Here is a 14,439-nt window from a genome sequence, read left to right as displayed (position 1 = left end):
GTCGCGATGTGGCGCCACGGGGCAGCCGCCCGGCGTCCTCGCGAGCTATCCGTACATGGCGCGCATCCAATGTGCGCACGTAGACAACTCGGCTATACTGCGCGTCCGCCGCCATGCGCCTTGCATGGAACGGCCGGCCATCAATGCATGCGTCCGTAGCTCAGCTGGATAGAGTACCGCCCTCCGAAGGCGGTGGTCGTGGGTTCGAATCCCGCCGGGCGCACCACCTCGACTCCTTCCGTTTGCGCGATCGGCCATGCCGTTGCGGTTCGATGGCCTTGCGCTGTTACCCGCGCCAGCCGGTGCCGCTCACGCCTCGACCTGATAATCCGCCAGCCACTCGGCAACGGCCGGTCCCTTCATGGGGCGGCTGAACAGGTAACCCTGCAATGCGTCGCAGCCCATCTCGATCAGGAGCTGCGCCTGCTCGGCGGTTTCGACGCCTTCGGCGATCACCGTCATGTGCAGTTGATGGCCGATTGCCACCACGGTATGGGCGATGGCGACGCTGCTGGCGTCCCGCGGGATGTCGCAGACGAAGGACTTGTCGATCTTCAGCTTGTCGACATGGAACTGGCGCAGGTAGGACAGGCTGGAATAGCCGGTGCCGAAGTCGTCGAAGGAAAGATGCACGCCCAGGGCGGACAGTTGCTGCATCGAATGCAGTGCGCGGTCGACGTTTTCCAGCAGGGCGCTTTCGGTCAATTCCAGTTCCAGCCGGTCGGCGGGCAGGCCGTGGCGGCGCAGCGTCTCGGCCACCTGTTCGGCGAAGTTGCCGCGCTGGATCTGTTGCGCCGACACGTTCACCGCCACGAAGAAATCGCCCAGGCCGGCATCCATCCACGCGCGCGACTGGGCGCAGGCGTGATCGAGCACCCAGCCGCCAAGCTCGGGCATCAGGCCCAGGCCTTCGGCCACCGGAATGAAACGTTCGGGCATCACCAGACCCATCTCGGGGCTGTTCCAGCGCAGCAGCGCCTCGAAACCGATCACGGCGCGATCGCTGCTGCGGATTTCCGGCTGGTACACCAGGTGCAGCTCGTCGTGCTGCATGGCGTGGCGCAGGCGGATGCCCAGCATGCGGCGGTCTTCCATGCGGCGCATGTCGTCGGTGGAATATTCGCAGACCAGGTCGCGGCCCAGCTGTTTCGCGCGCGACATGGAGGCCTCGGCGCGGCGCAGCAGGTCGTTGATGTCGTGCACGCGGCCGGGGTAGGTGGCCACGCCCACGCTGATGGTGACGCGCACCTCGCCATCACCCAGCGTCACCGGCTCGGCCACGGCGCGGCGCAGTTGCTCGGCCAGCACCGTCGCCTCTTCGCGATCGATGTAGGGCAGGGCGACCACGAACTCGTTGCCGGTGAAGCGGGCCACGCGGCCGCGCGTTCCGACATGGGCACTCAGGCGCTGCGCCAGCTCGGTGATGACCCGGTCGCCCACTTCGTAGCCCATCGCCTCGTTGACGGCGTGGAAGCGATCGATGTCGGCGAACACCAGGCTGAAGGGTTCGTCCGCCCGCTGCTCGGCGTGTTCCTGCAGCATTGTCTCGATGACCGGAAAGCGGGCCAGGCCGGTGGCCACGTCGTGGGTGGCCGCGTAGGCCAGCCGCGCCTCGGTGTCGCGATGTTCGGTGATGTCGCTGAGGATGCCGATGTAATGCGAGGTTTCGCCGCCGGGTTCGCGCACCGGTGCGAAATAAAGCTGGTTCCAGAACGGCGTGCCGTCCTTGCGCTGGTCGCGCAGCACCGTGTTGCAGTCGCGCTGTTCGGCCAGCGCCCGGCGCACCATCGCGCGCTCGCTTTCGCCGCTGTCCTCGAAACCCAGCTGGCGGCAGCTTTGGCCGATCACTTCCGCGGCGTTGTAGCCGGTGATGTGTTCGAACGCGTGGTTGATGAAGGTCACCGGCGCGCCCGGTTCGCGTGCGTCGGCAATCACCACGCCGTTGCCGGTGGACTGGATGGCGCGCTCAAGCAGCCGCAGCTGCGCCTCGACCCGGCGGCGCTCGGTGATGTCCTGCAGGTGCGCCAGCACCGCGTTGACGCGGTGGTAGGTCAGCGGATGAAACAGGCCCTCGACCTGCAACTGCCGGCCATCGCTGTGCCGGATGTCCCAGGGTTGCGCGGTGGCGGAAAACAGCTCGCCGCTCTCCAGGTCCGCCAGGAAGCGGGGGCGCTCCTCCGGGGCCAGCACGGAGTCGATGTTCTGCCCGAACAGGTGCAGGGGCGACCAGCCGTATTGCACGTGCGCGGCGGCGTTCGCGTTGAGGATGGCGTGGGTGCTGCGGTCGAACACCAGCAGCGGCACCGGACTCTGCTCGAACAGCAGCCGGTGCTGCGCCTCGCTGTCGCGCAGCGCCTCCATGAAATGCATGCGGTCGACGGCGTAGCGGATGCTGCGGTCCAGCCGCTCGGCATCGATCGTTCCCTTCACCAGGTAATCGCTGGCGCCGGCCTCCATCGCGGCCACGTCCACCGCGTGGTTGCCGCGCCCGGTCAGCACGATGAAGGCGCGCGACAGGCCTTCGCGGCTTACCGCTTCGATCAGGTCCAGCCCGCTGGACGGCCCCAGCAGGTAGTCCACCAGGTAGACGTCGTGCGCGCCCTTGCGCAATTCCTCCAGGCCCTGTTGCGGCGTGGCGCACCAGTCGAAAGCGTAGTGGCTGCCGGGGGCATCGTTGAGCAGGTCGCGGATGAGGACGAAATCGTCCTCGTCGTCATCGACCACGAGAACCCGCAGCGGCGCCGCATTCATTCGTCGCTCCCCTGTTTCTCGGTCGGGAGCTGCACGATGTCGGTCCAGTAGCGTTCCAGCGAGCGCAGCACCGCGATCAGTTCCTCGAAGCGGCTCGGCTTGGTCACGAACGAGTTGGCGCCAAGCTGGTAGCTGGCCAGGATGTCGAGCCGCGCGCGCGAGGTGGTGAGGATGATCACCGGCAGGTGTTTCAGCCCGTCGTGCTCGCGTATCGCATGCAAGGCCTCGCGGCCGTCCATGCGCGGCATGTTGAGATCAAGCAGCAGCAGGTCGGGAAGTTCGCCGTCGGGCGCGTCGATCAGCGCATTCAGGCGCGCCATCAGTTCCACGCCGTCCGGCACGAATTCCAGTTCCACCTCGACGCCGCTGTCGCGAAACGCGTCGCGCATCAGGACGCGATCGTCGGCATCGTCCTCGGCCATGAGGATGGACAGCGCGGCACGGACTTGACTCATGAATCCACTCCCAGAAACTTTCCATCGATGAATGGGGCATCCTGCGGATCGGCCGGTTCTGGCGCGCTGGCCGACCCGGGCAGCATGACGATGAAGCTGGCCCCCTGTCCAGCCTGCGCCTCGGCGCGTACCGAGCCGCCGTGGCGCTCCACGATACGCCGCACGATGGCCAGGCCGATGCCGGTGCCTTCATAGACATTGCGCGGGTGCAGGCGCTGGAACGGGGCGAAGATGCGCTCGGCGTAGCTGCTCTCGAAGCCGATGCCGTTGTCGGTCACGCGCAATTCCCAGCGCGTGGTACCGCGGGCATCGGCATTTTCGATCCGGGCAGCGGTGACGCTGATGCGGCAGGGGCGGTCGGCGGCGCGGAATTTCAGCGCGTTGGCCAGCAGGTTCTGCAGCAGCTGGCGCATCTGGGTCGGGTCGGCCTGGATCACCGGCAGCGCATCCACCTCGATCGCGGCCTGCGCCTCGGTGATGCGCGTCTCCAGGTCGTCCATGACGGCGCTGAGGATGGTCGAAAGGTCGACGGCGCTGACCGCCACGGTGCGCGTGGCCACCCGCGAATAGGTCAGCAGGTCGTCGATCAGCGCCTGCATCCGATGGGCCGCGTGGGCCATGCGCTGCAGGTAGTCGCTGGATGACTCGTCCAGCGTGGCGGACAGCCGTGACAGCAGGCGGTCGGAGAACGACTGGATCTTGCGCAATGGCTCCTGCAGGTCATGCGAGGCGACATAGGCGAAATCCTGCAGCTCGCGGTTGCGGATGCGCAGGTCGTCCATCGCGCGCGCCAGCGCCACGTCGGCCTGCTGCCGCGCGGTCACGTCGCGCGCGGCTCCGTAGAGCAGGCCATCGGCGGCGCTGATCGACACCCACTCCAGCCAGCGATAACTGCCGTCGGCGCAGCGCATCCGGGTCAGCAGGCCGCTGATCGATTCCACGCCATCGATCTGGCGCTGGATCGCCAGCCGCGTGGGTGTCTTGTCCAGCGGATGCAGCAGGTCGAGGAAGGGCGTGGCCAGCATCTCGGACTCGTCCAGGCCCAGCAGCCGCGCATAGGCCGGGTTGGCCTGCAGGAAGGTGCCGCTGCGTGGGTCGGCGATGCAGAACACCTCCTGCGACATCTCGAAGAACTGGTTGCGCTGCTGCAGCACGCGCCGGGCCGCCTTGACCCCACCGATGTCGCGGAACGCCATCACCGCGCCGGCCAGCTGGTTGCGGATGATCAACGGGGTGGCGAGGTAGGCCACGTCCAGCACGCTGCCGTCGGTCAGCCTGAACGCGGCGTCGTCGTCGGAGGCATGGGCCACGCCGCCGAGTATTTTTTGCAGCGTGTCGCGCATGCCGTCGGGGAGTTCGTCGCCGCTCGGCAGGCGTTCGGCCGGCAGCTTCAGCGTGCGCGAGGCCGTGCGGTTGAGGAAGGTCGGCTGGCCGTCGGCATCGACCGCCACCAGGCCTTCGCCCACGCTTTCGGCGATGGCGTAGATCAGCGCCAGCTGGCTGGCTTGCGCCTGCTGCGCGTGGCGCAGTTCGCGGTGATCCTGCAACACGGCGAAGACGCCGCGCGGTTCGCCCTGCACGATGATCGGGATGTTGACCAGATGCGCCGCGAAGCGCTGGTCGTTCGCGTCCAGCGCGGCCACGTCCAGTCGCGCGGACTCGCCGCGCGTGGCGCTGTCCAGCGCGGCTTGCACGCGCGCGCCGTCGACCGGCGCAAAGCTGTGCACGAAGGCCAGCCGTTGCGGCCGGTCCAGCCCGAGCAGGGCATTGGCCGCCGGGTTGCGGCGTACCACCCTGCCGTCCAGGTCCAGCGCCAGCACGCCGTCGGGGTGGTGCTCGAACAGCGAGCGGAAACGCTGCTCGCTCTCGCTCAGCCGGGTGAATGCCTCGGCGTGCTCGATGGCCACACCGGTCAGCGCCGCCAGCGTGTCGATGCCGCTCATCTCCGCGGCGGACGGATCGTGCGGCGCGTTGTAGTACACCGCGAACGTGCCCAGCACCGCGCCGTCGCGGGCCAGTACCGGCGTCGACCAGCACGCGCGCAGGTCGTGCGCCAGGGCCAGCGCGGCGTAATCGCGCCACAGCGGATCGCTGGCGATGTCGGTCACCACCACGCGCTCGCCGCGCCACGCCGCGGTACCACAGGAGCCGGCCGCCGGACCGATCGGCGAGCCGTCGATGCCGTGGCGGAACCCGGCCGGCAGCCCGGGCGCGGCACCGTGGTGCAACCGGCCTTCGCGCAACAGCAGGATCGAGCAGGTCGCGTCGTGGTGCGCCGTTTCGTACGCGGCCACGATCGATTCCAGCACCTGCGGCAAGGCATGGCCGCGAGCGATGGCGGTGAGGATCTGCCGCTGGCGCCGCTCCAGATCCTCCGCGCGATGGAGCTCGGTGTGGTCGCGGCCGACCAGGTACATGCAGTGCGATGCCCCCGACCACACGGCGGACCATTGCATGTACAGCACGTGTCCCTGTTGGCTCACGATGCGGTTGCGGAAGTTGGGGTTGGGCGCACCCTGTTGCACCCGCACCGCCGCCTCGATGGTGCTTTCGTGATCCTCCGGGTGCACCACCTCCGTGAGCGGCCTGCCCAGCAGCGACTCCGGCGCAAAACCCCAACGTCGCTGCGCCGCGGCGCTGAGTTGCAGGAAACGGCCCTCGCGATCCAGCACGCAGATCACGTCCGGCGCGCTGTCCATCACCAGTCGCGAGGCCTCCAGCGCGCGCTCCAGTTCGCGGCCCTGTTCGCCCAGCCGTGCACTGTCGGCCTCCGCCCGTTGCGTGCGCTCACGCGCCAGTGCCGACAACCGCAAGGCAACCGCCAGCAGGCCGCCAAGGGCAAAGCCCAGCAGCAACACCAGTTGCGGTATGCGGCCATGCTCGCCGCCCGTGCCGGGGTAGACGCTCACGCTCAACCATTGGCCGTACAGCTGCAGATCCATGCTGGCGGGGACGTGCGCCGTGCCGTTGTCACCCTGCGCGTACAGCGTCTGGCCTTGCTGGGTGATCAGCAGGCCGTGCAACCGGGGCATGGCTTCCAGCAGGCTCGGAAAAAGCCGGTCGAACTGGAACGCCCCCACGACGTAGCCCTGTGTCGCGTTGTCGGCCCGCACCGGCACCACGAGCAGTTGGCCCTGCTTGCCGTTGAGCAGCGTCAGCGGCGCGCTGAGCACGGCGCTTTCGCCGGCGTCGACCTGATCGAAGATGCGCGCCGGCGCAAACAACTGACCGGCGGCTCCAGGGTTGGACGCGGATGGCCGTACCAGGGTCTGCCGCATGACGTGGCTGGCGTCGGCATATCCCACCGCGCGCAGACCATCCATGTCGTGAAGGTAGTTCGCCGCGTCACGCGAAAAAAGCGGCTCGCGCAAAACGGCGGGCATGCCGGCCAGGCGCGACGCCAGCCGTTCGAAGGCCTCCATCCGCGAACTCATGCCCCCGTGCAGCAGGTTGGCGACGTTGTCGCGCCGGCCTTGCAGCGCATCCCATTCCAGCCGACTTTGCTGCTGTTCCAGCGACCGCCACAACAGCAGCGACGACGCTACCGTCAGCAGGCATATGACCGCCGGGAAGAGCACGGTGCGGTAGTGGTGTTGCGATGGCGGGCGCGGATTGCTGGTGGCCAGCCCGATCCCCAGCATCAGCATGCCCAGCGCCACAGGCAGCGACATCGGCGTATGCGGGCCCAGCGTGCGCATCCCCGGCAGCGCGAAGACGTAGCCGACCAACGCCAGCACGCCGGCCAGCGAAACCAGCAGGCCGCAGGCCCAGGTGGCGCTCCACCAGGCCGGGTTTCGCCGCGCGAACAGCGCACACGTCAATCCGCCGGTGGCTAGCAGCAACGACAACGCCGTGTTGGGCGCCAGCCGGCCGGGGATCGCGCTCTCGGCCTGGATCGCCTGCTGCCGCCACAACAGTTCGCCGACGACGTCGACCCGGTCGAGGTACTCCGCCAGCAATGGCGACACCGCCAGCGGTATGCACAGCACGCCCAGGCACCACGCCGCCAGCGTGCGCCCGCTGCCCAGCAGCCACAGGGCATGGCCCAGCAACACGAAGGCCAGCGCCGTGTTGAACGCGATCGGCACCAGGAACGTTCCGCCCTGCACCAGCGCGGTGGCCTGCACCATCCAGCCCAGCAAACCCATCCAGCCCATGCCGGACAACGCGGCCGGCGCGATGGCCGCAGGCCGCGCGGGTTCCTCCAGCAACGAAGCGAACAGCCACCCGGTGCAACTGAGCGCCAGCATCTGCAGTGCGTTGAGCAACAGGCTCGTGGCCGTGTGCGGTTCGCTCCACGCCCGCAGCAGGTAGGCCAGTCCCGCAAACACGGCGGCCATGGCGATGCCACGTGCCGCTGCACGCACGGCGGCGGAAGGGGTGACGGTGGCGCAGATGGCGGCCGGCACCATCAGCAGCGTGACGTACCAGAGCGGCAGCCTGGCTTCGGGCACATACCCGGCGCTGATCAGCAGCGCCGCCCACGCCGTGACACACAGGGCGAGCACCAGCCCGGCACGCCCCCGCCCGCGCGCCGTCGACCAGGCCGACAAAGCCAGCACCGCCAGCAACGCATCCAGCGCCACGCGTTCCATCGAAAAGGGTCCGGCGAGCATCGCGCCGCAGGCATCCAGCAGCGCGAGCGCGGGCACCAGCAGCGCGCCGGTCACCGGAAACCGCAAATGCCGCCTGGCGTCAGTCATGTCATCCCCCTGATGACTCCATCATGCCGCCCGCAACGCTCCAAGGCATGCCTTGCAAGTGCAACGGCAGCGATGGACCCCGGAAAGCCGCCCGGGAATCCAACCGTCCTCGCCTGCCGCATGCAGTAAAACACGCCCGCGCAGACACTGAAACATCGGCGCGAAAGACCCTGGCTTGAGTCGTCCTTGCCGTCGCGGTGCGACATGTAGCGCTTTTTTGCGTGCACCATGACTTGGCGAGCCAACACGCTTGCCCTACATTCCACATTGCCGAGAGGGGTTTTCGCGGCAAACCCACCATCCATCATCGAATACACGGAATTAATCCATGGCCAAGACGACGAACAAGACGAAGGGCGCAGCACCCAAAGCAGTGGCCAAACCTGCCGCTGCTCCGAAACCGATCAAGGAACCGTTGAACAAGTCCGGGCTGCTTGCGCACCTGGTCGAGAGCAGCGGCGTGGCTGCGAAAGATGTGCGCGCCGTGCTGGCCGCGCTGGAAGGCGCCGTCACCGCCTCCGTCAACAAGAAAGGTGCTGGCGAGTTCACCTTGCCGGGCCTGCTGAAGGTCACCGCCGTCAAGGTGCCGGCCAAGCCGAAGCGCAAGGGCATCAACCCGTTCACCAAGCAGGAGCAGGTGTTTGCCGCCAAGCCTGCCTCGGTCAAGATCAAGGTGCGTCCGCTGAAGAAGCTGAAAGACGCCGCTGCCTGACGTCGGACCCTGGGTGCGGCGTGCGTGATGCCGCCGCATCCGATTCGTTTTTTCCGTCGCGGAAACGGTGTGGCAGGGCGTCGAACCGCCGCCGGCAGGGTCAGCCGTTTCAAACATCTCCGGACGGAAATTTCCGTGCGCCAGCGCACGATTTCGTCGAATGACCCCGAAATAATCTAGACTCCGGTTCGACCCGGCGCTGACGCTATGGCGAGGCCGGTGTACAGGGACGGGGGGTTCGATGCGTTTGTTGCGCGGCATTCTTGAACGGGCGTCTGCTTCGGAGGGCCAATCCACGGCCAGTTCCGGCGAAGGCGGCTCGCTGTTTCCGGTCCGTTACCGGCAGCGCCTGGTCGCCGAACTCAAGCTCGATGCAGCGACCGCAAGGGGCTTGATGCGCGCCCTGCTCGACGCCTGCCGCGGTTCCGACGAAAGCACGCAAATTGCCTGTCTGCAGGATTTTGCCGATGGCTTTCGGCGCACGGCGCTGATCAAGAGCGTGCAGTTCTATCCCTACCTGCGTTGCGCGCTCGAGCACGACACGATGGCGATGATGCACTTCAACGAAGTGCAGACCGAGGCCCAACGACACGTGCTGCGCATCGAGGCGATTCTGGTGGAATATCTCGGAGCTCCCTGGGACGCCACCTGCCGCCGCCGCTTCGTGCCCGATGTGGCGCGCGCGGCAAGCCTGCTGGGCCGGCTGTTGCGACAGGAGGAGTCGACCCTGTTTCCGCTGTACCTGCCGCCCGATCAGTACCGCTACCTTGCTGGCCCGGTGGCGCGGGAGAACGGCGGACGGGCCGGCTGACCCGGCACCGTCAGGGTTTCGCGATCTCGAAGTCGCGTTGGATCACCGGCGCGCCGTCGAGGAAAATCTCGATCCGGTATTTCCCCTCGGGCCACAGATCGGGATTGTGCAGCGTGAACGTGGTGGTGGCAGGGCCGTCGGCGGCGATCGACTGGCTGATGCTGCTGATCAACTGGCCATCGCCCTCCAGATAGCGCCAACGCGCGTTGAGCGTGGACTTGGCGGTCTGGCCACGCGTATCCACACTGGCGTACAGCGTTTTGGCGTCCGGCGCGAAGTGCGTGCCGGGTGCGGTGATCTTGTGGGCGTCATCGACGTTCGTCCCCAACGTGAGCTGCATCACCTTGATCGCGGCGGTGGCTGCGACACTTGTCGCCGGCGCGGGCGTCGCCGCAGTGGAGGACACCGGCGCGGGAACCACCCGCGCCACGCTGGCGGGTGCTTGCACCGTGCGGGTGGGGGCCGGTGCTGGTGTGGTTGCCGGCGTGTCGGGTTTGCCGCAGCCGCCCAGTGCCAGCAGCCACAGCGCCTGGCATGCGATGGTTGCCGCCCGGAAACTGGCCCGATCGTTCTTCATTGCCGCACCGTCCGCAGGTTGGGTGGAGTGACCGGCGTGCTGCTGCGGAACGGGTTGATATCCAGCCCGCCGCGTCGCGTGTAGCGCGCGTACACGCTCAGTTGCTGCGGTTCGCAGCAGCGGCCGAGGTCGACGAAGATGCGCTCCACGCAATGCTCGTGGAACTCGTTGTGATTGCGGAACGACACCAGGTAACGCAGCAGTCCCGCGTGGTCGATCGGCGCGCCGCGATAGGCGATCTGCACGCTGCCCCAGTCCGGCTGGCCGGTCACCGGGCAGTTCGAGCGCAGCAGGTGCGACACCAGCGTCTCGGCCACCGGCGTGGCGTTGCGGTCGGCCCGCAGGAAATCGGCGTTCGGCGGGCCGTAATCGTCGATATCGATGGCCTGGTGATCCAGCAGATGGCCGTCCATATCGCTGACCGGGTAAACCGCCGCGCGGGCGTCGCTCAGCTGCACGCCGACCACCGCGCCGGCCGCCGTCGAGAGATCGCGCACCAGCGTGCTGGTGAGGGTGGCCGCGTCCGCGATGCGCTCGCCGGCGAAGCCGTTCAAATACAGCTTGAACGATTTCGATTCGATCAACTGCGGCGACGTCGCCGGCACACGGAATTCGGCCAGCGCCGCCACCGGTTTGCCGCGCATGTCCAGCCACGACAATTCATACGCGTTCCAGATGTCCACCCCGTGGAACGGCAGGGGCTCGGCCAGGCCCAGTGCTGCCCGGTTGCTGTCGCGCGGGATGGGAAACAGCAGTGCAGGGTCGTAGCGGTTGGCGTACGGCGTTTCCTTGCCCAGCGGGGAATGTTCGGGAGAATTCATGCCGGGAAGTCTATTGATACGCGGCGCAGGTGTCTCGTCGCCCCGTGGCTGCGGTTCAGCCGCGGCGCAGCAGCAGGTCGAGCAGGCGGCGAAACCGCTCGCCATAGGGCGGATTGAACAGGCTGGTGCCGTTGAACCGCGCCTGGTGAAAAACCGGCTTCAGGTGCGAGAACGTGCGGAACCCCGCTTCGCCGTGATAACCGCCCATGCCCGATGCGCCCACGCCGCCGAACGGCAGGCCGTGCTGGGCGATGTGGTACAGCGTGTCGTTGACCGAAACGCCGCCGGCGGTCGTGCGTGACAGCACGCGTTCGATCAGTGCCTTGTCGCTCTCGAACAGGTACAGCGCCAGCGGATGCGGACGCGCCGCCACACGGGCGATGGCCTCGTCGATGGTGTCGTAGGGCAGCAGCGGCAGCAGCGGACCGAAGATCTCCTCGCGCATCACCGTCATGCTGTCGTCAACATGGCTGAGCAGCTGCGGCGTGAGCAGTCGGCGCGTGGCATCCGCCGCGGCGTCACCCAGCGGATGCACGTGGGCACCGCGGCCGCGCGCGTCATCGAGCAGGGCGATCAGCCGCTGGTACTGGCGGTCGGACGCGATGCTGGCGTACTGCCCGTTCTGCGCCAGTTGTGGATACATCCGCGCCATCACACGCCGTGCCTCGGCCACGAAGTCGTCCATGCGTTCGCGCGGCAACAGCACGTAATCCGGCGCGATGCAGGTTTGCCCGGCATTGACCAGCTTGCCGAACACGATGCGTTCCACCGCGTGCTCGAAGCGTGCGCCCGGGCCGATGATCGCCGGTGATTTCCCGCCCAGCTCCAGCGTCACCGGTGTGAGGTTGGCCGCTGCCGTGTGCATCACCTGATGCCCCACCGCGGTCGAGCCGGTGAACAGCAAGTGGTCGAACGGCAGCGCGGAAAATGCCTGCGCCACGTCCGCCGCGCCGGTGACCACGACCACGTCGTCGGCATGGAAATAGCGCGCCACCAGCGCGGCGAACAGGGCCGAGAAACGCGGGGTGAATTCGCTCATCTTCAGCATCACGCGGTTGCCCGCGGCCAGCGCATCGACCAGCGGCCCCACGGCGAGGTACAGCGGGTAATTCCACGGCACGATGATGCCCACCACGCCCCGCGGCTGCGGCCGCAGCTCGATGCGCGCGGGCAGGAACAATACGCCGGCCAGGCGTCGTCGTGGCGTCATCCAGCGCCGCCCGTGGCGCAGTGCATGGCTGATCGCCGAGAGGCTGGGAAACAGCTCCAGCAGGTCGGTTTCCTGCGCTGGCCTGCAGCCGAAATCGGCGTCGATGGCGGCCGCCAGCGCCGCGCGATGGTCATGCAGCAGCGTGCGCAGCGCGCGCAACCGGCCCGCCCGCACCGGCCATGCGGGCAGGGGATTGCCGCTTTGCGCGTGGCGCATGCGCTGCAGCGTTTCGTTCAATGCGAGCGGATCAGTCAAGGCGTTCTCGGCGGCAACGTGGGTGTTGCCCACCTTATCCGCTGAGCCTCTGTGAAAGCGGCTTCAGCCGCGATCCTTTTAGGACGAAGGCAGAAGCATCGCGACTGAAGTCGCTCCCACGGATGCAGGAGCGCGAAAGCCGCCTAGACGTTCACCATGTGCATTCCTGCTCCGGTGTAGCGCTGGCCGGCCACGGCCCCGGGCGAAAAAACGGCGTCAATCGCGGTCAGCTCATCGTCGCGGAGCCTTACCTGCAGCGCGCCCAGGTTCTCGTCCAGCCGACTGCGCTTGCGGGTGCCGGGAATCGCCAGCACGTCGTCGCCCTGCGCCAGTACCCAGGCCAGCGCCAGTTGTGCCGGCGAGCAGCCCTTGTCCGCGGCCAGCGTCTTCACCTTCTCCACCAGCTGCAGGTTGCGGTCGAAGTTGTCGCCCATGAAACGGGGGCTGTGGCGGCGGTAGTCGTCGGCCTCGAAATCGTCGGGGGTGCGGATCGCACCGGTGAGAAAGCCGCGGCCCAGCGGCGAATAGGCGACCAGGCTGACGCCGAGCCTGCGGCAGGCGGCGAGCATGCCGTTTTCCTGCGGATCGCGCGTCCACAGCGAGAACTCGCTTTGCAGCGCGGCGATCGGATGCACCTTGCAGGCGCGCTCCAGCGTGGCGCCAGATGCTTCGCTCAAACCCAGGTAACGCACCTTGCCCGCAGTCACCAGCTCCGCCATCGCGCCCACCGTGTCCTCGATCGGCACGCTCGGATCGACGCGGTGCTGGTAGTACAGATCGATGGTGTCGATGCCCAGCCGCTTCAGGCTGGCATCGCAGGCGGCGCGCACGTAGTCGGGCCGGCCGTCTATGCCGCGTGCCTGCGGGTTGCCCGGGTCGAGCACGATGCCGAACTTGGTGGCAACGAACGCCTGCTCGCGGCGCCCCTTGATCGCCTTGCCCACCAGCACCTCGTTGGTGTGCGGGCCGTACATGTCGGCGGTGTCGAGCAGGTTGAGGCCGCGCTCCAGCGCGTGGTGGATGGTGGCGATCGATTCGGCGTCGTCATGCGCGCCATAGAACGCGCTCATGCCCATGCAGCCGAGGCCGAGGGCGGAGACTTGCGGGCCGTTGCGGCCGAGGAGGCGGGTCTGCATGGCGGGGCTCCGTAGTGGAAGGGTGGAGGCATGATGCGCCGCCACGGTGGCCGGATAAATGGTCAATAATGGTCATCACCATTCCAAAATGACCAACAATCGCCATGGACCGTCTCGAAGCCATGCGGCTGTACACGCGCATCGTGGAGCTGGGCAGTTTCACCGCCGCGGCGGATGACCTCAACCTGCCGCGCGCCACTGTCACCCACGCGATCAAGCGGCTGGAGACGCGGCTGGGCGCACAGTTGCTGCAGCGAACCACCCGCCGCGTGCGCCCCACCGGCGACGGCGATACCTATTACGGCCATTGCCGCCGTCTGCTGGCCGACATGGACGAGGTCGAGGCGGACTTTCGCGAGGCCGCGATACAGCCCAAAGGCCGGCTGCGGATCGATCTTCCTGCCTCGCTGGGGTGGCTATTGGTGATCCCCGCCTTGCCCACTTTCTTCGCACGCTTTCCGCAGATCGAGCTGGACATCGGCACCGGCGACCGCTTCGTGGATCTGGTACGCGAAGGCGTGGATTGCGTGCTGCGGATCGGCCATCTGGGTGATTCGGGCATGGTCGGCCGACGGGTGGGGATGTTGCAACAGGCCACCGTGGCCAGCGCCGATTACGTGCGCCGGCACGGCCTGCCCGAGTCACTGGCCGCGCTGCAGGATGGCCATGTCGCGGTGAACTGGGTATCGCCCAACACCCGTCGCGCCGAGCCGCTGGAGTTCATGGTGGGCCGCCGCCGTCGCGAGGTCACGCTGCCCGGATGTGTCAGCGTCAGCGGCATGGATGCCTACCTCGGCTGCTGCGAAGCGGGCCTGGGCATCGCCCAGATGACGCGCCAGCGCATCGCGGAGGGGTTCAAGACGGGCCGTCTGCGCGAGATCCTGCCCGCGTATCCACCGCCGTCGCTGCCCATCACCGTGTTGTATCCGCAGCAGCGGCAGATGCCGGCACGCCTGCGGGTTTTCATCGACTGGCTGGTGGAGCTGACCGCAGCGCAGTGCTGAGGGC

General features: G+C 67.6%; 10 protein-coding genes and 1 tRNA gene. 4 read left to right on the top strand and 7 right to left on the bottom strand.

Annotation, left to right across the window (positions count from 1 at the left end):
- Positions 1–149 precede the first annotated feature (149 nt).
- A tRNA-Arg gene (locus tag UU9_RS08510) sits at positions 150–226 on the top strand.
- Positions 227–309: 83 nt separating this feature from the next.
- Here the strand turns inward: UU9_RS08510 and UU9_RS08505 are convergent.
- The 3 genes from UU9_RS08505 to UU9_RS17310 are packed head-to-tail and all read right to left on the bottom strand — an operon-like array spanning position 310 to position 7,909.
- Positions 310–2,751, bottom strand: coding sequence for an EAL domain-containing protein (locus UU9_RS08505; RefSeq protein ID WP_007081336.1), 2,442 nt, complete (start codon positions 2,749–2,751; stop codon positions 310–312).
- Positions 2,748–3,206 carry a response regulator gene (locus UU9_RS08500; protein WP_007081335.1) on the bottom strand — a complete coding sequence of 153 codons (459 nt, stop codon included), beginning with the start codon at positions 3,204–3,206 and terminating at the stop codon, positions 2,748–2,750. Before UU9_RS08500 ends, UU9_RS08505 begins: the two co-directional genes overlap by 4 nt.
- Complete coding sequence (locus UU9_RS17310) at positions 3,203–7,909, bottom strand: PAS domain S-box protein (RefSeq protein WP_007081334.1); 4,707 nt, start codon at positions 7,907–7,909, stop codon at positions 3,203–3,205. Before UU9_RS17310 ends, UU9_RS08500 begins: the two co-directional genes overlap by 4 nt.
- 328 nt (positions 7,910–8,237) lie before the next feature.
- Between UU9_RS17310 and UU9_RS08490 the strand changes: the two genes are divergently transcribed.
- Positions 8,238–8,621: an HU family DNA-binding protein gene (locus UU9_RS08490; protein ID WP_007081333.1), complete on the top strand. Its 384-nt coding sequence runs from the start codon at positions 8,238–8,240 to the stop codon at positions 8,619–8,621.
- A 247-nt stretch (positions 8,622–8,868) separates the two neighbouring features.
- Positions 8,869–9,432: a hypothetical protein gene (locus UU9_RS08485; protein WP_156804242.1), complete on the top strand. Its 564-nt coding sequence runs from the start codon at positions 8,869–8,871 to the stop codon at positions 9,430–9,432.
- A gap of 10 nt (positions 9,433–9,442) precedes the next feature.
- Here the strand turns inward: UU9_RS08485 and UU9_RS08480 are convergent, their stop codons facing one another.
- The 4 genes from UU9_RS08480 to UU9_RS08465 all read right to left on the bottom strand — a co-directional run bounded on the left by UU9_RS08480 (position 9,443) and on the right by UU9_RS08465 (position 13,431).
- Complete coding sequence (locus UU9_RS08480; protein WP_007081331.1) at positions 9,443–10,009, bottom strand: hypothetical protein; 567 nt, start codon at positions 10,007–10,009, stop codon at positions 9,443–9,445.
- Positions 10,006–10,830, bottom strand: coding sequence for an NADPH-dependent 7-cyano-7-deazaguanine reductase QueF (queF, locus tag UU9_RS08475; protein ID WP_007081330.1), 825 nt, complete (start codon positions 10,828–10,830; stop codon positions 10,006–10,008). The genes UU9_RS08480 and queF overlap by 4 nt, the downstream gene beginning before the upstream one ends.
- Positions 10,831–10,885: 55 nt before the next feature.
- Complete coding sequence (locus UU9_RS08470; RefSeq protein ID WP_040670627.1) at positions 10,886–12,295, bottom strand: coniferyl aldehyde dehydrogenase; 1,410 nt, start codon at positions 12,293–12,295, stop codon at positions 10,886–10,888.
- 143 nt (positions 12,296–12,438) lie between these two features.
- Complete coding sequence (locus tag UU9_RS08465; protein ID WP_007081328.1) at positions 12,439–13,431, bottom strand: aldo/keto reductase; 993 nt, start codon at positions 13,429–13,431, stop codon at positions 12,439–12,441.
- Positions 13,432–13,535: 104 nt separating this feature from the next.
- On the opposite strand from UU9_RS08465, the gene UU9_RS08460 reads away from it, so the two are divergent.
- Positions 13,536–14,435, top strand: coding sequence for a LysR family transcriptional regulator (locus UU9_RS08460; RefSeq protein ID WP_007081327.1), 900 nt, complete (start codon positions 13,536–13,538; stop codon positions 14,433–14,435).
- Positions 14,436–14,439 lie beyond the last annotated feature (4 nt).

Origin of the sequence: Rhodanobacter fulvus Jip2, assembly GCF_000264315.1 — a bacterium.
Taxonomy (GTDB): domain Bacteria; phylum Pseudomonadota; class Gammaproteobacteria; order Xanthomonadales; family Rhodanobacteraceae; genus Rhodanobacter; species Rhodanobacter fulvus.
This window is presented reverse-complemented; position numbering and strand designations above follow the sequence as displayed.

What these genes read in the sequence shown, in the direction of transcription:
- UU9_RS08505 (WP_007081336.1), bottom strand. Translation starts at nt 2,751, where the DNA reads ATGAATGCGGCGCCGCTGCGGGTTCTCGTGGTCGATGACGACGAGGAC.
- UU9_RS08500 (WP_007081335.1), bottom strand. Translation starts at nt 3,206, where the DNA reads ATGAGTCAAGTCCGTGCCGCGCTGTCCATCCTCATGGCCGAGGACGAT.
- UU9_RS17310 (WP_007081334.1), bottom strand. Translation starts at nt 7,909, where the DNA reads ATGACTGACGCCAGGCGGCATTTGCGGTTTCCGGTGACCGGCGCGCTG.
- UU9_RS08490 (WP_007081333.1), top strand. Translation starts at nt 8,238, where the DNA reads ATGGCCAAGACGACGAACAAGACGAAGGGCGCAGCACCCAAAGCAGTG.
- UU9_RS08480 (WP_007081331.1), bottom strand. Translation starts at nt 10,009, where the DNA reads ATGAAGAACGATCGGGCCAGTTTCCGGGCGGCAACCATCGCATGCCAG.
- queF (WP_007081330.1), bottom strand. Translation starts at nt 10,830, where the DNA reads ATGAATTCTCCCGAACATTCCCCGCTGGGCAAGGAAACGCCGTACGCC.
- UU9_RS08465 (WP_007081328.1), bottom strand. Translation starts at nt 13,431, where the DNA reads ATGCAGACCCGCCTCCTCGGCCGCAACGGCCCGCAAGTCTCCGCCCTC.
- UU9_RS08460 (WP_007081327.1), top strand. Translation starts at nt 13,536, where the DNA reads ATGGACCGTCTCGAAGCCATGCGGCTGTACACGCGCATCGTGGAGCTG.